General features: G+C 61.8%; 11 protein-coding genes. 3 read left to right on the top strand and 8 right to left on the bottom strand.

From position 1 onward, the window contains the following. Nucleotides 1-170: 170 nt before the first annotated feature. From P3T25_RS07620 to P3T25_RS07585, 8 genes are all read right to left on the bottom strand, one after another. The gene (locus P3T25_RS07620) at nucleotides 171-374 is read right to left on the bottom strand and encodes a hypothetical protein (RefSeq protein ID WP_429357826.1); all 204 of its coding nucleotides are present in this window, start codon (nucleotides 372-374) and stop codon (nucleotides 171-173) included. 41 nt (nucleotides 375-415) lie between these two features. Next, nucleotides 416-1,510: a WD40 repeat domain-containing protein gene (locus P3T25_RS07615; protein ID WP_429357825.1), complete on the bottom strand. Its 1,095-nt coding sequence runs from the start codon at nucleotides 1,508-1,510 to the stop codon at nucleotides 416-418. Then, on the bottom strand, nucleotides 1,507-2,541 hold the full coding sequence (locus P3T25_RS07610) for a CobW family GTP-binding protein (RefSeq protein WP_429357824.1): 1,035 nt from the start codon (nucleotides 2,539-2,541) through the stop codon (nucleotides 1,507-1,509). The genes P3T25_RS07615 and P3T25_RS07610 overlap by 4 nt, the downstream gene beginning before the upstream one ends. Next, nucleotides 2,538-2,852 carry a hypothetical protein gene (locus P3T25_RS07605; RefSeq protein ID WP_233465011.1) on the bottom strand — a complete coding sequence of 105 codons (315 nt, stop codon included), beginning with the start codon at nucleotides 2,850-2,852 and terminating at the stop codon, nucleotides 2,538-2,540. The genes P3T25_RS07610 and P3T25_RS07605 overlap by 4 nt, the downstream gene beginning before the upstream one ends. A gap of 31 nt (nucleotides 2,853-2,883) precedes the next feature. Next, nucleotides 2,884-3,927: an NAD(P)-dependent alcohol dehydrogenase gene (locus tag P3T25_RS07600; RefSeq protein WP_093632502.1), complete on the bottom strand. Its 1,044-nt coding sequence runs from the start codon at nucleotides 3,925-3,927 to the stop codon at nucleotides 2,884-2,886. A 413-nt stretch (nucleotides 3,928-4,340) separates the two neighbouring features. Beyond that, on the bottom strand, nucleotides 4,341-5,072 hold the full coding sequence (locus P3T25_RS07595) for an OmpA family protein (protein ID WP_429357823.1): 732 nt from the start codon (nucleotides 5,070-5,072) through the stop codon (nucleotides 4,341-4,343). Nucleotides 5,073-5,140: 68 nt separating this feature from the next. After that, complete coding sequence (locus P3T25_RS07590; RefSeq protein WP_429357822.1) at nucleotides 5,141-13,204, bottom strand: ESPR-type extended signal peptide-containing protein; 8,064 nt, start codon at nucleotides 13,202-13,204, stop codon at nucleotides 5,141-5,143. Between the two features lie 1,279 nt (nucleotides 13,205-14,483). Beyond that, nucleotides 14,484-16,313, bottom strand: a complete 1,830-nt coding sequence (locus tag P3T25_RS07585; RefSeq protein WP_429357821.1) for a YadA family autotransporter adhesin — start codon at nucleotides 16,311-16,313, stop codon at nucleotides 14,484-14,486. Between the two features lie 445 nt (nucleotides 16,314-16,758). Here P3T25_RS07585 and P3T25_RS07580 point away from each other — a divergent pair, with 445 nt between their 5' ends. From P3T25_RS07580 to P3T25_RS07570, 3 genes are all read left to right on the top strand, one after another. Further along, nucleotides 16,759-17,568 carry a response regulator gene (locus tag P3T25_RS07580; RefSeq protein ID WP_429357820.1) on the top strand — a complete coding sequence of 270 codons (810 nt, stop codon included), beginning with the start codon at nucleotides 16,759-16,761 and terminating at the stop codon, nucleotides 17,566-17,568. Between the two features lie 7 nt (nucleotides 17,569-17,575). Beyond that, nucleotides 17,576-19,891, top strand: coding sequence for a sensor histidine kinase (locus P3T25_RS07575; protein WP_429357819.1), 2,316 nt, complete (start codon nucleotides 17,576-17,578; stop codon nucleotides 19,889-19,891). 124 nt (nucleotides 19,892-20,015) lie between these two features. After that, nucleotides 20,016-21,902 (top strand): TonB-dependent siderophore receptor, encoded by a 1,887-nt coding sequence (locus P3T25_RS07570; protein ID WP_429357818.1) that lies wholly within the window; start codon nucleotides 20,016-20,018, stop codon nucleotides 21,900-21,902. The last annotated feature ends 56 nt before the right edge of the window (nucleotides 21,903-21,958 follow it).

Here is a 21,958-nt window from a genome sequence, read left to right as displayed (position 1 = left end):
CTTTGTGAAGCCATCAGCGCAAGTGTTCTGTTGTGTTATGCGACATTCGTGTTTGATGGACCTGTCCGATATTGGGACGCATCCTCTGCCGAATAAATAATCTGGTGTACTGATCTAACTTCGTGAATGACGGCCAGAGGAACCGCAAAAAATTCAGGTGCGAACTGCTACTACAGGCCGATCCCCCCGTGACTCTCGCCCTTATAGATCACGCTGGGAGAGTTATCGCCAGGCGGCTTGCCCTCGGCGACAAAGCGCGCGGCGAGGATCATGGCGCCCATGGCGAAATCTTTGCCATAGGCCGCGATCATCGCGTCTGCGAGCGAGCCTAACCGCTCGAATAACTGGTCCTTGGACGGGTATTGCTCATTCATAGCTGCCTCCTTCCTCGCATGTGATGAATCTCGTTACACGCTCATCCCGGACTTCTGAAGCGGAACAACAGGTCCGGCAAGAACACGAGCGCAAGCTCGCCGGCCTCCGTGCCCAACGCCAACCGTGCGCCGTCAGGGGACCATGCAACGGTGCTGACCGGACTGCTGCCGGAGTGCTTGATGACCAGGACATCGCCGCTGCCCGGCTGGCACAGCAGCACCGCGCCGCTGTGGTAACCCACCGCAATCAGCGGATGCGTGGGATGGCAGGCGACCTGGCTGACCGGCGTCTTGCTGGCCACGCCGCATTCGTGCGGCTGGTCATCGCCGCCGGGCGGATCGAACCGCCAGCAGACGGGCCGCAGACCACCGCTCGTCGCAAGAAACCGGCTGTCCGCGGAAAAAGATAGCGATCGAGGTTGCCCGGGGTACCCTCCCATTTCGATGTCGCCGCCGTCGGAGAGCCGCCAGCCGTGCAGCGCGTTTTCTTCCATACCGCTCACTAGATAGCGGCCGTCAGGGCTCCACGCGACGGTGCGGTGATAACCGGGCCACGCCAGATGACGTTGTTCATGGGTGTCGGCGGACCATAGCGTGACTCCGCCCTGATGCGAGATCGCCACATGCGTGCCGGTGGGATCGAAAGCGAGGGCCGTCGCAGAGCCGGCTAGTGTCAGACTGCCGGGCTTCGTCCCCAGCAGGTGGACCCGGCGGCCGGTTGCATAGGCGCGGACGCCTGCAGGACTCGCTGCGACCAGGTCGATCCACTCGCCGGCCTTGTCCACGAGGACTTCGCTGGCGCCATCGACGGCCAGGTGGACTAGGCGGCCGTCGTCTCCGCCGCTGAGAAATCCTCCTGCGGGGTCGGCGGCAAGCCCAAGGCAGGTGCTCTCGTGGACGCTAAAGCGCGTCAGTGGCGTGGGCGGCGCTTGCGCCTGCACGAACTCGACACCCCCGCTCTCGCGCGGCGTGAGCCGTGGCCCGCCTTCCCATGTGCCGGTTGCGAGCGCCAGCGTGCCGTCACCCAGCGCGAAGCCGGCGTATAGCCCGGTGGCGTCCCAGACGGCCGCGACAACGGGCGCCTCCGCCACCCAGCGCGCGCCGAGCAATTCGATCAGAGGCGGGGGCGCATTCATGAGTCGATCTCACAGTGTCGGATGCTCTCGCGCAAGCCGCGCCGATCGAGATTGCGCCCGATGAACACCAGCCGGCTATCGCGATGTTCGTCCACGCGCCAGGGCCGGTCGAAGTCCGTGTCCATCGTCATGTGCACGCCCTGAAATACGAAGCGGCGCTCCGATCCGGCCAGATCGACGATGCCTTTCGCCCGCAGCAGATCCTGGCCTTGCTCTACCACCAGTTGCTGCAGCCACGACAGGAAGCGGGTGCGCTCGAGGGGCTTGTCGACGCGCAACGACACGCTGTCTATGTCGTGACTGTGTCGTCCGCGATGCATGGAAGCGCGAGTATCAACGCGAGAATCGACGGGAACATAGCGGTAGCTGCGGTCGCCACGCGGCAACGCGCTACCCTCGTCTTGCGACGGAGCGAGATGCATACGCTTGAGATCGAACGCACCGCGATCGAGCAGCGCAGCGAGTGGCACCGCACATCTGACACTGGGCAGCAGTTCCGCGGTCGGGTTGATGCGCCGGATTTCCTCCTGTACCGCCGCGAGCCCTGCCATGTCGACCAGGTCGGTCTTGTTGAGCAGCACGATGTCCGCTTGCGCGAGTTGCTCTGCAGCCTCGCGGCTGTCGCAGAGGCGCGCTTGCAGGTGGCAGGCATCGGCGACGCAGATCACGCTGTCGAGGCGCGTGTGTTGCCGGATGAGATCGTCGATAAAGAATGTTTGCACCACGGGCGCGGGGTCCGCCAAACCGGACGTTTCGATCAGGATTCCATCGAAACCGCCCTTGCGTCTGACGAGCCCCGACACCACGCGAATCAGGTCGCCCCGTACCTTGCAGCAGATACAGCCGTTATTCAGTTCGACGACTTCGTCTTCAGCGCCCACGACGAGATCGCCGTCGATACCGATCGCGCCGAATTCATTGACGATCACCGCATAGCGCCGGCCGTGCTGCTCACGCAGAATGCGATTGAGCAGCGTGGTCTTACCCGCGCCGAGAAAACCGGTGAGAACAGTGACCGGGATTCGATTCATTGCCAGCCCCCCTGGTTTGCGCCCGGAAGCGTCGCATCGAGATTGACCAACTCGTCTTCGAGCCGGGCGCGCTCGGATTCGATCGCCTGCAACGCGCGCTCGGCGTCGCTCAGCCGTTCACGCAATTGCGCGATGTTCCGCGTGCCATCGGGCGAGACGCCGTCGCGCTTCTCGCATGCCAGCGCGCACGCCAACTCGATCTCGGCGCCCGCACGGCGGCTCTCGCCGCGCAAGTGGTGGGAGTTGACCTCAGTCAGTGCGATGACCAGTCGCATGCGCTCAAAGAGCCGCATTGCGTCTTGCTGCGCCACGGTGTTCTCCCTTCAGGCCGAAGCCGATCCGCTACGGAATCAGCACCGCACGGCCCTTGATCTTGCCGTGGTGCAGATCCTTGAGCGCCTGGTTCGCGTCGCTCAAGCGGTATTCCCGGGTCGCCAGATGAACCAGTCCACGGTCGGCGAGCGCCATCAATTCGACCAGCTCGGGATAGGTGCCGACCAGATTGCCGACAATCGTTTTCTCGCTGGTGATCATGTCGATGGTCGGCAACTCGATCTTCCCGCCATAGCCGACGATGTAATAGAACCCGGCGTTGCGCGTCATGGCGAGTCCCTTGGCGATCGCGTCGCCTTCGCCGACAAAATCGATGACCGCCTCCGCGCCGTTGCCGCCAGTCAACTCAAGCACGCTCTCAACTTCGTTTCCATCGCCCTTGACGGTATGGTGCGCGCCGCATTCCTTCGCAAGCTGCAGCGCGGTCTCAGACCGATCGACCACGATGATTTCCGCCGCGCACAGTGCGTTCAATACCTGAATGCCGATGTGACCCAGGCCGCCGGCGCCGATCACGACCGCGAACTGGCCGGGAAGCAGGTGGCGCGACGCCTTTTTTGCCGCGCGATACGCCGTGAGTCCGGCGTCGGTATAAGGTGCGACGTCTTTAGGCGCGAGCGACTTCGGTAGCTGAATCAGCGAGCGTTCGCCGGTCAGCAGATACTGGGCATAGCCGCCATTCGCATTGATGCCGGGAAACCGGCTGTCGGTCGCGTGCATATCGTCGCCACGGCGGCATGCAAGACAATGGCCGCTCGTCACCAGCGGATGGCAGATCACCGGATCACCCACCTTCACGCTTTCGACGCCGCGTCCGACCGCTTCGACCCAGCCGGCATTCTCATGGCCCATGATGTAGGGCAAAGCCACGTCGACCTTGCTGCGCCATATGCCTTCAACAACGTGAAGATCGGTGCGGCACACACCGGCGCCGCCGATACGGACGATCACGTCGGTGGGGCGTTCGATTTTCGGATCCGCGAACTCTTCGTAGCGCACGAATTCGTCGCGGGACAATGACTCGTCGTACTGATGCAGCACTGCGGCTTTCACGTTTCGCCTCCTCCAATCGTTGTGTTTCGAGTTCGAGCATGTGGCCGGCCACTGCACGACTCGCCTCGGACGCTTGCGACTTTTTCTATCTCTTTCTGAGCAAGCCCTGTGCCAATGATCCTGAAATCACCAGGAGTGGGCGCAGTTTGCGTGATGGACAAGGAGGGACTGCTGCGCGCAGAACATAACGCCGATCGTGAACGGCCCGTACTGTCGCAAAATCGGACATAGGGTTAGAGACAGACCGCCGCGTCTGTTTCAAAATGGGACATATCGCTTTTGCTGAAGTGCGCGGCTTTTCAAGGCATCGCGCGGCGGAGCCAAGCGCATGGCGCACCTGGCAGGGCCGCGCGTGTACGCCCAGCGCCGAACGTTCGCTCGTTCATCTCGAGTCGGTTCGGCGCTGAGCCATCTCACTGCGCGCGAACTTCGATAGAAACCCGCCTGTCCGGTTGAAGGCAAGCGATAACTGCCCTGCTCTCGCCGACTGGACATTGGGTTGTTGAGTCACGAGAGCCCACTCCCGTCGCGTGAATCACCTCACCGTTCAGCCCATGATTGACCATGTATTCCCGTATCGTCTCTGCACGGGCCAGTGACAATGGCTGGTTGAGCGTTTCCGGCCCGAGGCGGTCGGTATGGCCGACTACCGAAATGGATTGAATACCGCTTCGTTGCTTGATACGCGCGATGACCTGCTCGAGGTTGGCCGCGCCGCCCGGCAAGATCGAAGCCAGACTGGACTGCCCAAAGGCAAACAGGGTATCGGTTTGCAGCACGAACTGGGCGACCGTTTGCTCGGACGCGCCCGGCTGCGCGGCCGCTGCAGGCGCGGTATCAGGCGCTCCACCGCACGCGAAGGTGAGTCGTCGCGTTACATCGGCGTCGTCATTATCCGCCTGGAGGCGCCCGACCTTCTGCACCGCTCGAACAGGTTCTCCGCGGCATATCTGCTGGGCCACCTTCATGCATGTGGCAGGCCCCTCGAAGAGCCCATGACATTCGACCTGATGAAGCCTCGTACCGTCCTCGGCCGTGACCGTGTAAGCATTAAACGTCGGCCCAGAGGCACTCGAACATCCGGCAAGCAAAGCAAGGCTCAGCGATAAGCCCCATCCAGAAAGCTGCTTCATTGTGTTCTCCATACTGTTTTTCGTACGTCCGGTTCGGAGCACGATCATGTTGTCCGCACTTGAGCGAGGGCGTCTGCGCTTTACCATTGCATGGCCGCGCCCATCCCGAAGGTCGTGCCGCCGGGACTCATGCCCACACCGGCTTTCATCTTGATGTTCTCGGTGATGCGCGCGGTTCCGCCCAGCGCGACGGCCTGATAGCCGCGAAAACCCGCCGTGCCGACGCCAAATGACAAGGTTCTGTCCTTGTCGACCTCCGGAATCATCGTCAATGCCGTCGCTGCGGCGATACCGGAATAAGCGTTGCGCGCGACGGAGTTGATGCCCGATTGCAACTGGTCCACCCGTTGATCGGTATAGGCATTCGCCTGCGCGAGCCCGGCATTGAGCTGGTTCACGTTGACTGCATCCGTCCCCTGCGTACCCGCCGCCACATTCGCCACCTGCCGCGTATCGTTAAGTGCGCCGACGGATACCACGTTGCTGCGGCCCCCGTCCGTGCTATTGGAACCCAGCGCCACCGAGTTATTCCCGCTCGCGGCTGCGCCGACACCCACAGCGGTCGCGCCATTCGCGCTGGCTTGCGAACTGTTGCCGACCGCCGTGCTATTCGAGCCGGAAGCTACCGAGCCCTGCCCGCCCGCCGAAGAATTCGATCCGGTGGACGCGGGTGAAGAACCAGGAGTGGACGAGAAGGGGGCACCGCCGCCCCCGTTTTGATTATTGATCAGCGTGGTCAACTGCGTGGTGACTGCGGCAAGCTGGCTTACGTTCACCGCGTCGGTTCCAGCCTTGCCGGCTGCCACGCCGGTGATCTGCCGATTGCCGATATTGACCTCGCCCGCGGACGACTGCGGACTGCTCAACCCGTACGCAATGTAATTACTCAAGGCACCAACCGTCGTCACCGATCCCGCGCCTAGCGCAACGCTGTTTGCCATCGACGCGCTCGCGCCTGAACCCATCGCGACCGCATCGATGGCGCTGCTTTGCGCCCCCGAACCGATAGCAATGCCGCCTGCATTCGCAGCCTTTGCGTTCGCCCCTTGTGCGATCGACTGGGCGCCGCTTGCGATGGAGCCGCTGCCGAGCGCAATTGCGTCGGCCTGTGCCGCATTCGAGCTTTCGCCGATCGCGACGCCACCCGGCGCCGTCGAATCGACGATTGCCCCGTTGCCGATACCCACGCCGTTGTCGCCGTTGACCACCGTTGTCGGCCCGACAGCAATCGACTGCGCGCCGACCGCGAGCGAATCCGCCGCCGTCGAGTTCGCGTGAAAGTACATCTGTCCGCTAACGGCGAACGACGACAGCGCGCCGGCAAGCTGCCTGATGGTCACCGCATCCTGCGCCTGCGTGCCGTCCGCGACGTTGGTCAACTGGCGATACGTATTGCCGGTCGCGCTGCCGAAAGATACTGCGCCGAGCAGTGTTTGATCCGACGTGTTGAAGGGAATCGCATGGGTGCCGTTGGCGATCGAACCGATGCCGGAGAGAACCGCGCGGTTGGACACCGAGCCAGAGCCGATGGCGACCCCGCCGGCCACCGATGCGCTCGACAGAGCACCCAGTGCAAGCGCGTTGTCCGCCTGTGCGGCAGCGCCGTTGCCGCCGGCGAAGCTGCTCACGCCGCTTGCGGTTGCCCCCACGCCCGCCGCCAACGCATTGGTGCCGGTGGCGCCATCGTTGTTGTAGTTGCCGCCCTGCGTGCCGCCATCGTTGACACTGTAGTAGTGCGTCTTGCTGGCCGTCACTACGCTGGCGAGGCTGCCGACCGCCTGATCCGTCGCGTACAGCTGCGAGCCGTTCACCGCGTCGGTACTGGCCGCACTCACCCGGCCAGCTGCCACGTTGGTCACCGTACGCTCGTTACCTGCGCTGCCCACGCTCACCGTGCTCGTCGGGGCAGTCCCTGCGTACGTGTAGGCCGTGCCGTTGATCGTGTCGCCGGTCGTTACCACTGCCGCAGCCGTGGTCGAACCGCTGCCCAGCGCCACGGCATTGGCGTTATTGGCCACCGCGCCCTGACCCAGGGCTGTGCTGCTGGCGCCGGCCGCGGTGGCGGCCACGCCCGCCGCAAGCGCGTTGGTGCCGGTGGCGCCGTCGTCAGCGTAGTTGGCACTCTGAGTACCGCCGTCGTTGACGCTGTAGTAGTGCGTCTTGTTGGCGGTTATCGTCGTGGACAGACTGCTGACTGCCTGATCGGTCGCATACAGCTGCGAGCCGTTCACTCCGTCGGTGCTGGTCGCGCTCACCCGGCCTGCCGCCACGTTGGTCACCGTGCGCTCGTTACCCGCGCTGCCCACGCTCACCGTGCTCGTCGGGACAGTACCGGCGTACGTGTAGGCCGTGCCGTTGATCGTGACGCCTGTCGTCGGCACCGCCGCGGCTGTTGTCGATGCGCTGCCCAGCGCCACACTATTGGCGAACGTCGAGCTCGCCCCTGCACCAAGCGCTACGGCGTCCGTGGCGCTACTCTGCGCGCCTGAGCCCACAGCAACGCCGCCCTGGTTAGCGGCATTCGCGTTGGCACCTTGCGCGATCGACTGCGCACCGCTCGCGACTGCGCCGCTGCCGAGCGCCATGGCGTCGGCCGCGGCCGAATGCGTTTGCTGGCCGATTGCGATCCCACCAGGCGCCGTCGTATCGACCACTGCCCCGTCGCCGACACCGACGCCGTTGTCTCCGTTGACGACGGTCGTCGGTCCGACAGCGATCGACTGCGCACCCACGGCCAGCGAATCGGCCGCCGTCGAATTCGCGTGAAAATAGTTCGTGCCCGTCACCGAGAACGATGACAATGCGCCCGCGAGTTGCCTGACGGTGACTGCGTCTTGCGCCTGCGTGCCGTCGGCGACGTTAGTCAACTGACGGTAGGCGGTGCTACTGCCGACGGACACCGCACCCAGCAAGGTCTCGTCGGAGGTATTGAACGGAATCGCGTGGGAGCCGTTGGCGATAGATCCGACTCCGGGCAGAACCGTGCGATCTGAAACCGATCCCGATCCGATCGCCACACCGCCGACGATCGAAGCAGTCGCTTGCAGTCCGAATGCTGTTGCGTTGTTTGCCAACGCCTGGGCGCCGTTGCCCAGTGCCGTACTGCTTACCCCCGAAGCCAGGGCGCCGACACCCGCAGCGAGGGCGTTAACGCCAGTGGCGCCGTCGTCGGCATAGTTGGCGCCCTGTGTACCGCCGTCGTTGACGCTGTAGTAATGCGTCTTGTTGGCGGTTACCGTCGAGGACAGAGTGTCGACTGCCTGATCGGTCGCATACAACTGCGAGCCGTTCACGGCGTCGGTACTGGTCGCGCTCAACCGGCCCGCAGCAACGTTCGTCACGGTGCGTTCCGCGCCCACCTTGCCGACACTCACCGTACTCGCCGGCGTGGTGCCCGCAAACGTGTAGGCGGTGCCGTTGATGGTTGCCCCTGGCGTCCCCACCGCTGCGGCCGTCGTGCTTCCCGCACCCAGTGCCACCGCGCCGGCATTGGTGACCGTGGCTCCGGATCCGATCGCGACACCTTGCGTCGCCGCGGCCGACACCGTAGCAGCGTCGCCGAACGCAACCGAACCGGCATTGTTCGCTTGCGATGCATTGCCGAGCGCGACAGCGCCCTGCCCAGTCGCTGTATTGGCATTGCCGAGCGCCACCGCGCCCTGGCCGTTGGACGTATTGTTCGCGCCCATGGTTATCGCACCGGTCCCGATCGCCGAGTTCGGATCGCCGATGGCGACCGCGCCATTGCCGCTGGCAGTATTGCCAACGCCAATCGACACGGCCTTACCACCTGTCGCCGTTGCCGTCTGACCAATCGCTATGGCACCGGCCGTGTTCGCGGTTGCCCCGGTACCCTGGGCGATCGAATCGCCGCCCGTGGCTTGAGCCCCGTTGCCCAAGGCAATATCGTTGGCCGTCGTCGGCGCGCCATTCACGCCGGCTACCGCATTCAGGCCCTGGGCGATTGAATCGTTGCCGAAAGCATTGGCAGCCGGCCCCACTGCAATCGCGTTGGTGCCAGTTGGAACGCTGTCCGCCAGCACCGAATTGGTGTGGAAATATTTGATCCCGGCGCCATTGTTGATGTTGGAGATCGCCGTGGTATTGACCGATACCTGCTGGTTGGTTGCAAACAGCTGCGAACCGTTCACCGCGTTCGTGCTCGTAGCGCTCAGTTGCCCTGCCGCCACATTTGCAATCTGCCGGTCAGCGCCTGCCGTGCCCACGCTCACGACACCTGCCGGCGCACCGCCGGCAAATGTATAAGCCGTGCCGCCAATGATCGCACCGGTGGTGGCGACAGCGCCAGTTGTCACAGTGCTGCCCTGGCCCAGCGCAACATTGCTGCCGGTCGTACCAGCGGCAATGCTTGCACCCTGGCCCAATACCGTCGCATTGGCATTCCCGTTGTCAGTAGACTGGTTGCCCAGCACCGTGGAGGATGCACCCGTTGCGCTCGCGCCGAAACCACCGGCACTGGCATTGGCTCCGCTCGATACCGGTTGTACTGCCGTCACACTGTTGTTCGATACAAATGGACCAGACTGGCCGTTGACGATAGACGTCAGATTCTGGTTCGTTGCAAACAATTGCGACCCATTCACAGCGTCCGTGCTCGTTGCGTTCAACGCAGCCGGCGCCATGTTGGTAATCGTCACCGGGGACCCGGCTCCCACTCCGCCAGTCGCACCGAGGGTGATCTTCGTACCACCAGCCGCGTCGTATTTGACCGCGATATTCGCCGTGTTATCGATATTCGTGTTCAGCGCAGTCAAAGCACCCGCAACCGTCGTCTGCGCCGAGGGTCCGGTTACGGCCCCGGTACCGCTAACGCTGTTGATCGGCTGGCTAAAGCCAGTGAGATTGCCGGTAGCTGCGCTATAGCTGGCGCCGCCGCCTAATGTGCTCGCTGTCGACGTGCCCAGGTTATTGACGCCGGTGACGACAGTATTCAGCTGCGAGCCGTTGATAGCATCGGTGCTGGTCGCCGAAATCACGCCTGCCGCCACATTCTGCAGTTGCCGTTCCTGCCCGGCAGAGCCGACCGACACCACGCCGTTGGCCGCGCTCGCGATGCCGGCCGCGGTGCCGCCATAGAGCGCAGTGGTACCCGCGTGCGGCGCTGCGGTCGTACTTCCCGCACCCAGGGCAACGTCATTCGCGTTGCTGGCCGACGCGTTCGGTCCGATCGCGACACTGTTGGCGCCCAGCGCCTGGCTGTCCGGTGCACTCGAGTTAGCGTGGAAGTACTTGATGCCCGGCGTCGTGCCGCCACCGGTCAAGGCGTTGACCAGATTCTGCACTGAGGTATAAGTATTGCCGCCGTAGCTCAGGCTGGTGGTCAACGCACCGGTCGTGGTGTTATAGGTGCTGCCACCGCCCAGGCTGGAGGCCGCACTGTTGCCCAGACCGGTCACCTGGCCGCTCAGCGTATGGCCCACGTTGTACAACTGGCTGCCATTCACCGCATCGGTGCTGGTGGCGCTCACCTCGCCGTCGGCCAGTTGGGTAATCTGGCGCTGACCGACCGCCACCGCACCGTTGGTCGGCGCCTGGTGTACGGTGAAAGTCTGGCCGTTCACCACGGCATTGGCCGTCGTGTAGGTGGTGGTCGCGTCCGCTCCGTTGCTGGTCGTGCCGTTACCGAGCGCGACATCCCCCGCGCCGTTGGCCACCGCCCCCGAACCCACCGCTGTGCTGTTGGTGCCGGTCGCCGTTGGCGCCGTATATGTGGTCGGATTACCGGTGATCCACCTGTTTGCCGCCGAGGTGGTCGAGCTGGTCAACTGACTGACGTTCACCGCATCGGTTGGATTGACCCCCGCGGCGAGGTTGGTGATAGTGACGCCGCCCGCGGGTGCGCCCACGCCGCCGGTCGCACCGAGGGTGATCTTCGTGCCACCCGCCGCATCGTACTTGACCGCGATATTCGCCGTGTTATCAATGTTCGTGTTCAGCGCAGTCAAGGCACCCGCAACCGTCGTCTGCGCCGTAGGTCCGGTCACGGCCCCGGTACTGCTGACGCTGTTGATCGGCTGGCTAAAGCCGGTGAGATTGCCGGTGGCTGCGCTATAGCTGGCGCCGCCGCCTAATGTGCTTGCTGTCGACGTGCCCAGGTTATTGACGCCGGTGACGACAGTATTCAGTTGCGAGCCGTTGATGGCATCGGTGCTGGCGGCCGAAATCACGCCCGCCGCCACGTTCTGCAGTTGCCGCTCCTTCCCAGCCGAGCCGACCGACACCACGCCATTGGCCGCGCTCGCGATCCCGGCCGCCGTGCCGCCGTAAAGCGCAGTGGTGCCCGTATGTGGCGCTGCCGTTGTACTGCCCGCACCCAACGCGACGTCGTTCGCGTTGCTGGCTGACGCGCCGGCACCCAGCGCGATCGCACGGGCCTGGTTGGCCACCGCCGAATCGCCAAGTGCCAGCGCGCTCGCGCCGTTCGCGTTGCTCGCGTTGCCCAGCGCGACGGCGCCTTGACCATTGGCGGTATTGCCGTTGCCCTGCGCTACCGCGCCATCGCCCGTGGCGGTATTGTTCGCACCCACAGCGACAGCACCATTGCCGGTCGCGGTATTGGGATCGCCAATCGCGACCGCGCCGTTGCCGCTGGCGGTCTGCGCCTGACCGAGCGCCACTGCGCCCGTCCCGCCAAGTACCTGTGAGTTGTGCCCGCCGGCGAATGAACCCGCGCCGGCTGCGGCAGCGACGGTGCTGCCGTCGCCGATGGCAACCGTGGAGGCGGCGAGCGCACGTGCGCCATTGCCTATGGCAGAGGCATTGGTCGCGTTAGCCGTTGCTGAGGTACCCATGGCGACGGCATCGGTATTGGCTCCCGTCTGAGCCGAATCGCCTATCGCAATGGACGAGGAGCCAGCCGAACTCGCGCCAGAGCCAATCGCAATGGCGCGGATGCCCGACGCCGCGGCGCCCGCCACCGTCGCTGGGGCAGACGAGCCGCCTTCCGCGACAGAATCCGCTCCACCCAACGCTATTGCATTAGCACCACTTGCATTCGAGCCGTTCATCATGCCGAGCGAGTTGAGCCCTGAGGCGGCGGCGCCCGCCCCCAATGCCACCGCATTCTGTGCCGAGGCTTTGGACACTGTGCCGGCGGCCAGCGAAGAGGGACCGGATGCAGTCACGTCCGTGCCAATGCCAATCGCACCCGCCGCCGTTGCGCCCGTGCCTGCGACGGAACGCGGCCCAAGATAAACAGCGTTGAGGCCGCTGGCGATGGACTGAAAACCGACAGCGACGGCATGCGTCCCGGAGGCATTGGCGACATAACCCATTGCGACGGATGCAGGCCCGCTCCCCACCGCCTGGAAGCCAATCGCGGTGGCATAGTCGGCGTTAGAGGTAACGTCAGTGCCAATGGCAATGGACGCCGTTCCCGTCGAACCGGTGCCCGCCGCAGTGCGCGCTCCCAGATAAACGGCGTTGGCACCGGTGGCACTGGCTCCCGAGCCAACGGCTATACCGTTGGTCTGGGAGCCTGTGGCTCCGCCGCCCAATGCGACCGCACCCGACGCGGCAGCGTTGGCACTCGCACCCATTGCAACGCTGTTGTCTCCAGTTGCTTTCACCGAGGGGCCGACGGCAGTTGACAGGTTGCCGCTCGAGACAGCGTCAACGCCAATCCCGATGGCCGCCGAGCCGTTAGCGACGACATCCGTACCGATGCCAATCGCCGACTCTGCGGTCGCGCCGGTACCCGCAGCAGTGCGCGCGCCCATGTAAATGGCGTTGGTAGCACTCGCAATGGCTTGAAAGCCGAAGGACAAGGCATTAAGTCCCGTACTGCTGGCGGCATAACCTACCGCAGTGGCTCCGCCTCCAGAGGCCGTGGACTGAAAGCCCACGCACGTGGTGCTGCCGCTATAGAAGTTGAAGGGTGCCGTAGCGCAGCTCACCTGCGCCTGCGCCTGCGCGGCCCACCCCCCCAAACCCATCAACAACAGTACGGTGACGACACGCGGACTGGAACCGTGCAGCGCCGAAGCACCATGTTCACCGCTGCGCCCATCGCATAGGGAGGCAGCCGCTCCTGACTTTCCCTTGCCGCGCGATGTGTCCAACTCCGACGCGGCTACGAAGGCGCCCAGCGCCTTGTTCCAGATGGTCCGATATGCTTTGTTCATGTCGTTGCCTCACCAGATAATTGAAATGAGAAGTTCATAAGCACGAGCGTGTGCATGCACCCTATTTACTAAGGATGCCTATTTATAGTGTTTAAGACGTCTCGCTACGGCGCGAGTTGCTTTAGCGCTGGAGCTCCGGCAAGTTGTTTCCGCCCTCGGTGAATGACGAATTCTGAGCGCGAGCGAATACCCACGCAGACGATGTAATTCGCATGACTAATTAGGCGATGAGGGTCGGTCCGATGGCCGGATTTCGGCGGAGCTGGCCGCTGATGCGTTCGACGAATGTCTGGGTTATGAAGGTCCGAAGGGGGGACGCAGAGGAAAGGCGGTCGCGTGGCGGAGCGCCAATTGCCGGCCAGACTGATGCGCTTTTTTCGCCGAGCCAGTGCCCGGCTCTGTTCCGACTGGGATATTCATCGTTACTGCCCCTCAGTAGCCTGTTGCAACGTTCCCTCGGCTCGTGGCATGACAAATAGTCTTGCGCCAGGCTACACGCACCGCTTTTCTTTCTCGCAACATCTTGAGCACTATGTGAGACGAAGGCCGCCAAGCTATTCGCATCGAATGCGACATCTCTCTTTATTAAATCGTGTAATGGAAAGAAAGTTAAGTGCTCGCGGGGAACTTTCTCATAGGTCTTTTCATTTGTCTACAAAAAGCCTTTGCGACATCTGGGCATTGCGAAATTTAACAATTGGTGAGCCATGAACCTATTGCGAATTCGCCTTTGGACTGCGTCGCGCTCGACGCGGCATGGTGTTTGCATTGCGGCCATAAATTGCTACCAGCGGGCTGCCGAGCTTTGCTGCGAAAGTCATCGATACGCCGAACGTAATTTATTTCATAATCCTTTCAACGCCATACAGATTAAATACGCATCGGGATTTCCTTACGGAAAACTAAGGATTTCCTGTACTTTCCCCGGTATTTTTTAAGTCAGTTTTGTGAAACAATTCTTATTAATTAAATTCATGCAAGACAGATAACGAAGACTCTTCCAGTCTCGCCATTGTTCTCACGCCCTTGTGAAAGCCAGGGAGTGAAAATGAAATGGAAATTCATTCGATACTGCTGTGTTCCCAGACGCTTCTACTCCTTCAACGTCCGCCCGCGCCGACTGATTCGTTTTTCGTAGATGCGGGAGCGGATTATTGAAGCATTTTCTTTTCGTGCCAGTTCGCACTTTTATTAACATGCTCTTCCTCTGCAACTTTCCCCGGCGCTTCGCCCGCTGCCGCGACACAAGGGCGGCAGCAGCGGGATACCGACAAATTACTTACCAGCGATAGCCAACGCCCGCGCCTGCACCCACGGAACCGTGACCGGAAACACCCGTAGTAATCGAGCCTTTGACCATCCACTTTTGCGTCGCGACCGACAGACCCAGAGCCATCGCAGACTGCCCGCCGTAGTTGCCTGCTCCGAGTGCTACAACCTTCTCACCCGGCAACACAGCTTGCGGCAAATTCGCCATGGCGATTGCGGATGCTGTACCCGCGCTCGCGTCACGGCGATATTTCTGCATGTCATCGCGAACGCTGTTGATTGCGCCATTCAACTGCCGCACGTTGACTGCATCAGTCGGAGCCGTACCGTCTGCAACGTTGGTAATCTGACGCTCAGCACCCGGCGCACCGACCGAAACCGTGTTGTCCCGGTCTGCGACCGAATTTGCACCCAGGGCAACCGAATTATTCGCGGTGGCCTGGCTGTTGGTGCCGATTGCGGTCGAATCCGTGCCTGTAACTTTGGAATTCGTGCCGATGGCGGTTGCACGCAAAGCCGTGACTGTCGAGTTCGTGCCGATTGCCGTACCATCTTGACCCGAGACATTCGAGCCGTTACCAACAGCCGTTCCGTTGGGAACGGATACGACCGAATTGTTACCAACTGCCGTACCTGTCGGGTCTGCAACCGTGCCATTCGAGCCGGATGTCGAGATCTTGTCGACCGTGGTGGTGATTGACGTCAGATTGGTCGAGAGTGCCGAAACCTGCGAAGCAATTGAGAAAAGCTGCGAGCCGTTCACCGCGTCCGTACTCGTTGCGCTAATCTGCCCTGCGGCGACATTTTGCAACTGGTGTTCCTGACCCACCGCGCCGATACTCACGACACCGGTCGGCGTCGCGCCTGCGAAGCCACCGAACGTAACCCCGTTCAATGTGACGCTACTCACGTTCGTTGCTGCACGTGTGACAGCGCCGGAACCGAGCGCCGTCGATTCGGCGGTCGAAGCCACGGCCGCGTTACCGATCGCGATTGAATTGGCGCCCGTCGCCTGTGCGAGACCGCCCAGTGCAACCGTACCCGCTACTGCCGCATTAGCGCTCACGCCCATGGAAACGGAGCCGTTGCCTTGCGCAAAAGCGCCATTTCCGAGGGCGACGGCTTCGCCGTTTAGTGCCTGGGCGCCCGGGCCGATTGCAATGGGCGAGGCAGGCGTAGTCGACGTTGCAGTCGCGTTTGCCCCAATCGCAATTGCGGAGTTGAAGGATGCACCGCCGTTTGCGACTGCGCCCACCCCTGCTGCAAATGCACCGTTACCAGTTGCAGAAGCGTGATTACCTATCGCGGTTGAATTTGCTCCGGTGACCGACGCTTGTGCGCCCAAGGCGGTTGCGCCCGATCCGACTGCACTCGCGCCACCGCCATAGGCTACAGCGTTATTTCCGCTTGCAACCGAATTAGCGCCGACTGCCGTGGCATTCTGACCGCTCGCCGTAACCGTATCGCCCAATGCGGTTGCGGCCCCGCCCTGCGCTGACACATTAACGCCAACGGCAGTATTCTGGCTTGAGCCGTCGGCACCAGCCGCAGCAACGAAACCACCTCCGCCAGTACTGGCGACCGGCGCCGTTGCACCACCAATCGTTACGACGGTAGTTCCGGTTTCACCGCCCACTGCAAGGTTGTCCGCATGCGCATATCCCGCCGACAGCATGAGTGCTGTCAATACAACCAGCGGCACTTTGGACGTGAGCGGACCACCACCCTGCCCCATTTCCGTTTGTCCCGCTTCGCCCTGCACGCCGCGCTGCGTCTCGGCTGCCGCGACCACCGCGCCAAGTCGACGATTCCAAACCAACTTATATCTGCTCTTGTTCATTACGTTCCGCTCTCGCTTGTCTGATGATCAATAAAGGGATTCATATCTGGTCTCCGTCACGCTCAATTTGATGAGTCTTTGGCTTGCCCGCGCCGTCTGTTTTTCCCGGCGTGCCGTTCGATAGCGCCTGTCGCTACAGGGCGTCGACCGTCGCAGTCAAGCCGCTGATTCCTACACTTACGAATGTATGAATTAGCAACTTTGTGTAAGGACGCGAGGAATTATGGGCAGCGTTACTGCCGCAATCGTTTTGCTCGAGGGACGAAATGCTTTGCCGGAGGGAAAATTCTTTTGCTATCCGTGTGGAAACCGCTCGATTTAAATTGAATTAACAATCTGGTACGCTTCGCGGCTTTATGCTGGCGACCGATCCCCGCGAGCCTCAAGCTGAGCAATCAGCCGCCGTTAACCAGGAACGTACCCGTCAGCTCCTTTCGCCTACACGATGTCGCCCCGAAACACTGCCCTCACGGATGCCCATCTTCTTGTGGTAGACGACCAGCCAGACCAGCTTCGATTGCTAATTGATGTGCTGCGCAACGCTGGATGCCGGATCAGCGTCGGATTCGACGGGTCACAGGCGTATCAACGAGCACTGGCGATTTCACCCGACCTGATCCTGATGGACGTACGGATGCCGCGGATGGATGGATTCGCCGCCTGCCGGCTGCTTGCCGCTGACCCCCGCACCTCTGCGATTCCCGTCATATTTCTGACCGTGGCTGGGGACCTTCACGATCGGATCAACGGTCTGGAAATCGGTGGCGTGGACTACGTGCTCAAGCCATTCGAGGCGGACGAGGTACTTGCACGGATTCGCGTACACCTCGCCCGGACGCGCGGTAATCGGCACACCGACGATGAGGTATCCGCTTCGGACTTCACAGGCAACAGCGTCATCGTTCGCGCGGCCATTCGACATTTGTCGCAAAGGCTGAACGATGCGCCAACGGTCGAACAACTCGCCCGCCTCGTGGGGACCAATGAAAAACGACTGTCGCGTGCGTTTCGGGACAACCTTGGCCAAACAGTATTCGAGTATCTCCGCGACGAACGCTTGCGGATTGCACAAAAGCTATTGAGCAGCACCCCGTTGAGTATCGCCAGCATCGCCGAAGAAATTGGCTTTTCCAGTGCCGCGAATTTCGCCACGGCGTTTCGCGAGCGATTTGGTATGCCCCCGTCAACCTATCGGGAGGAATTTCGCAGTCGGGATCTGGCTGATACCGTGGAACCCGCCCTCGAGGCAGAGTAACGACATCATGACTACGACTCGGTGGCTCCGCTTACTGTTCTTATGTCTGAGTTGGTGGGCCACTCACTCTTTGGCCGTCGGTCTCGACGCCACTGGGAAACAGACACAACGGGTCCCCACCCTGGACCAGGTGCAGGTATTCGAAGACGTCTCGGGCAAGATGAGATTGGACGACATACTCACACTGTCCGCCGGAGCCACGCAAGGCTTCCTTCCCATGCAACGGAGTCGACTGAAGCCAGGTTTCACCCACTCGGCATGGTGGCTCCACGTATCGGTGAGCAACCACAGTTCAACGGCCCTCCCGCTCGTTCTCGTGCTCCCGGACGCGCGCCTCGAGAACGTAGACTTTTACACCGGACGCAGCGGCCACTGGACACATGACGTCATCTATCCCGCCCGCCTCGCATCCCAGCCCTTTTCGTCCCGCTATCCATTGGCGGATTTCACGCTCGCTCCCGGTGAACAGTGCCTTTTCCTCATCCGGGTGGCCAGCGATACCGCACTCACGCTCGAACCGAGGCTGTATTCCGCAGCGGCATATGACGCGCTGGAGAAACGCGCAGCGCTCTGGGACGGAGGATTGATTGGCGGCACACTTGCACTGGCGTGGTGCGCGCTGCTCATCGCCTATTTTTCCCGCAGTTTCTCGTTTCTCGTCCTGACAGCACTGTGTGCCATGACAGCGCTGTTCGAAGCTGCGGATCGCGGCTATACGAAGCTATATTTGTGGCCGTTCGCAACCGAGTGGAGTGCGAGAAGTGTGACGGTGCTCGGATGTACTGCCGTGCTGCTGTTCATTGTCTTTATCCTGCGCATCTCTCACAGCGAAAAAGCAAACCTGCCAGCACGCTACATACTGTTCGGGTTTGCGTTGCTGGAGTGCGTTGCCGCAATAGGCGCCGCATTCGGCAATCTGTTCGTGTTCGCGCAAGTCGGCGTGTATGTCAATGCGCTGTTCGGTGTCTTCACGGTGATTATCGCTGCACGCCTCGCGCGTCAGTCGACCCCCACCGCGCGGATCATGCTGCTCGTCATGATCTTCTCGCTGTTCAGCTTTGCGTTGCGCATGCTCGAAACGCTCGGGTCCTTGCCGACAGCTCTCGCCTGGCTGAAGTCCGACATTCATCCGAACCCCGTCGTTGCAATTATTGGCTTAGCCACCAACCTTATTGTGCTTGCAGCGTGGATAAACCACGTCGGAAAGCAGCGAATAGCGGCAAGGACCGAACTTGCAGACTGGCAAAGAACCGAACACGACCGACTACGCGAACAGGTTGCGCAGCGCACATTGGAGCTGAACGAAGCATTGCTTTACGCCGAGGAGAAAAACCAGCAACTGATCGAAACCTTGGGTTATGTCAGTCATGACCTCCGTGCGCCGCTCGCTACGATTACGGGTTACGCCAGACAGCTACGGGATCTGGCGGATTCGAAGCAGGTGAGACCGATCCAGGCAATCGAGCGCAGCGTAAACTATCAACTCGGCCTGATCGACGAACTAGTCGGGTACGCGAAAACTGAGTTGCAGCCGTTGGATATCGCCCCGGTCGCAACCAACCTGCCTGCACTTCTCGATGACATTGCCGAATACGCGCTCGCACTCTGCGCGCAGTTGAACAACCAGTTCAACTATCGGGCACTGACGTCGTTGCCCCGTCGATTGACGATCGACGGCCGCCGGTTGCAACAGGTATTGCTCAATCTGCTGTCGAACGCGTCCAAGTTCACCCGCGACGGCTTCGTCACGATGACCGTGAGCGCGCGCCTGCAGGACGATCAATGGCACATGAGTTTTGAGGTCGCCGATACCGGCATCGGTATCGACATTGAAGCGCAATCGAAACTCTTTACGGCTTTTCGCCAGATACAGGCGGTGAACGGTAGCACTGGCCTCGGCCTCATTATTGCGCAGCGCATTGTCAACACAATGGGCGGCGACTTGCGCGTTTCAAGCGCGCCGCAACGTGGCACCTCGTTTTCTTTCGGACTCATCGCTCCCATTACGGAAGATGCGGATGCTTCGCCGTCGAACGTCGCACAGTATTCTTCCGGCGGCTCTGCTCATATCCGCCCACAACGCAAACACGGGTTCGCCGTTTCCGCTCCTCCTGAGAGCGACCGCCGGGAACTGGCAGTTCTCGCGAAGGACGGACGCCTGACGGACATAGAGCGATGGATAGAAAACATGATCAGGATTCACCCCTCGTGCGCAGCGTTTCTGACTGAAATGCGGCGCTGCCTCGAAGCGCTGGATTTCGCAGGCATCGAGGCTCTTGCTCTCGCACCGCACGAAACAAACGATGTCTCGCGCCCCTGGTAACGTAACAGGATGCTGTCACCGGTGTTGGCCGCGCAACCTGGAATGGGAGCGACGGCCGGACGGTTGTCGCTCATTGAAAAACGGGCCGGCCGAGCAGGCGGCCAGCTAGATGGAGTAACAGAAGATGGGGTGGGCAACGGGCACGGGGCGACGTGCGATCACGGTTGCTGCGAGGGGGATATTTTGCGCAGCGGCTACCGGCCACGCGCACGCGCAGGTGACGCAACCAGCGAATGATGCGCAAGCGAAGGACACCGCGGTACAGGCGGATGTGGCGCCCGGCGTCACGCTGTCGGAGATAAAAGTGAAAGACGTGGCGAACCTGTCGTCAGTCGGGCTCGTCGGCAAACGCACCACAACCGGCACGAAGACCGACACGCCGATCACCGAGGTTCCTCAAACGATCAACGTCGTCACTGCGCAGCAGATCGAAATGACGGGCGCGACCGACCTCAACCAGGCACTGCACTACGTGCCAGGCTTCGCATCGTTTGGATCCGACAGCCGCACCGATTTGTATGCAGCACTACGCGGCTTTACGCCGACTTTGTTCGTCGACGGATTGCAAGCGCCGAATACGACACCCATCGCGAGTTGGCGCGTCGACCCGTACATGATCGACAGCATCACTGTGCTACGCGGGCCAGCGTCGGTTCTGTATGGGGCCGGAGATCCGGGCGCGATCGTCGACGTGCAGACGAAGCAGGCCGACGGCGAGCGCGTGCGCGAGGTTGACGTGCAGATCGGCAACTACGCGCGCAAGCAGACGATGCTCGACATCGGCGACAGGCTCGACGACGACGGCAAGTACGCGTATCGCTTCGTTGGCGTCGCGCGCGACGGCAATGCGCTGAGCGGCCCGAATGCGGACCAGCGCGTCGCGCTGGCACCGTCGCTCCGCTGGCGGCCGGATTCTGACACCTCGTTGACGCTTACTGCGACCTACCTGCAGGACTGGAATGATATTTCACACAACTTCCTGCCCGCGCAGGGCACCGTACTGCCAAACCCGAATGGTCAACTGTCACATGACGTCTACACGGGAGAGCCGACATTTAATGACTACCGGAAGAAACAGTGGTCGCTCGGCTACCAGTTCTTGCACGATCTGAATTCGATCTGGACGTTGCGCCAGAACCTGCGCTGGATGCACTTGTCGCTTGACGACGCGTCGGTCTTCGGCGGCGGTCTTGCCGAGGGCAGCACGACCGACATTACTCGTTACGCAGGGCTGTTTCAACTGAACTACAGCCGCTTCGACATCGACAACAACGCGCAGGCGCGTTTCGGCACGGGGCCGCTCGAGCATTTGCTGCTGCTCGGCTTTCAGTACAACCGGCAGACGACGACCGACAGCATATGGCTCGCACTGGCGCCGGACCTGAACCTCTACAACCCGGTCTACACGCCGGTCACGACCGCGATCTTCTCGGGCACGACGTCGTTCGGCCGCCAGGACTTGCACACGGCAATGAACACGTTCGGCGTGTACGCGCAGGACCAGGTCAAATGGAACCGCTGGGCCTTGACGCTCGGCGGCCGCGAGGATTGGGTCAACATGCAGCAGGACGACCACGAGGCCAGCACACAGACGAAACAGGATGTCAGCGCGTTCTCGGGCCGCGTCGGCCTCACGTACCAGGGCGACTACGGGCTGTCACCGTACGTCGGCTATTCGACCTCGTTCAATCCGGTTATCGGCGTGAGGATGTTCGGCGGCGGATTGCCCGAGCCGACGCGCGGCAGGCAGATCGAGGCGGGCCTGCGCTGGCAGCCGCCGCGCAAGAACCTGATGTTGAGCGCAGTCGTCTATCAGATCAACCAGACGAACGTCGTGACACCGACACCGACGAATCTCGACCCGACCGGCACGTCCTCCGTGCAGACTGGCGAGGTGCGTTCGCGCGGTATCGAGCTGAACGCGGTCGGAGATGTGTCGCGCGAACTGTCGATTATCGCGTCATACATCTATTCTTACTGTGTCAATAAAAAGCGATACCTGGTAGTATGAAGTAATAGAGACTGCGGGCGATCGCAATGACAGAAGAGATCGATGAATTTGAAGCG

Source organism: Paraburkholderia sp. GAS32, assembly GCF_050434225.1.
GTDB classification, from domain to species: domain Bacteria; phylum Pseudomonadota; class Gammaproteobacteria; order Burkholderiales; family Burkholderiaceae; genus Paraburkholderia; species Paraburkholderia madseniana.
The sequence above is the reverse complement of the archived record's forward strand: the minus strand, read 5'-3'. Positions and strand labels throughout refer to the sequence as shown.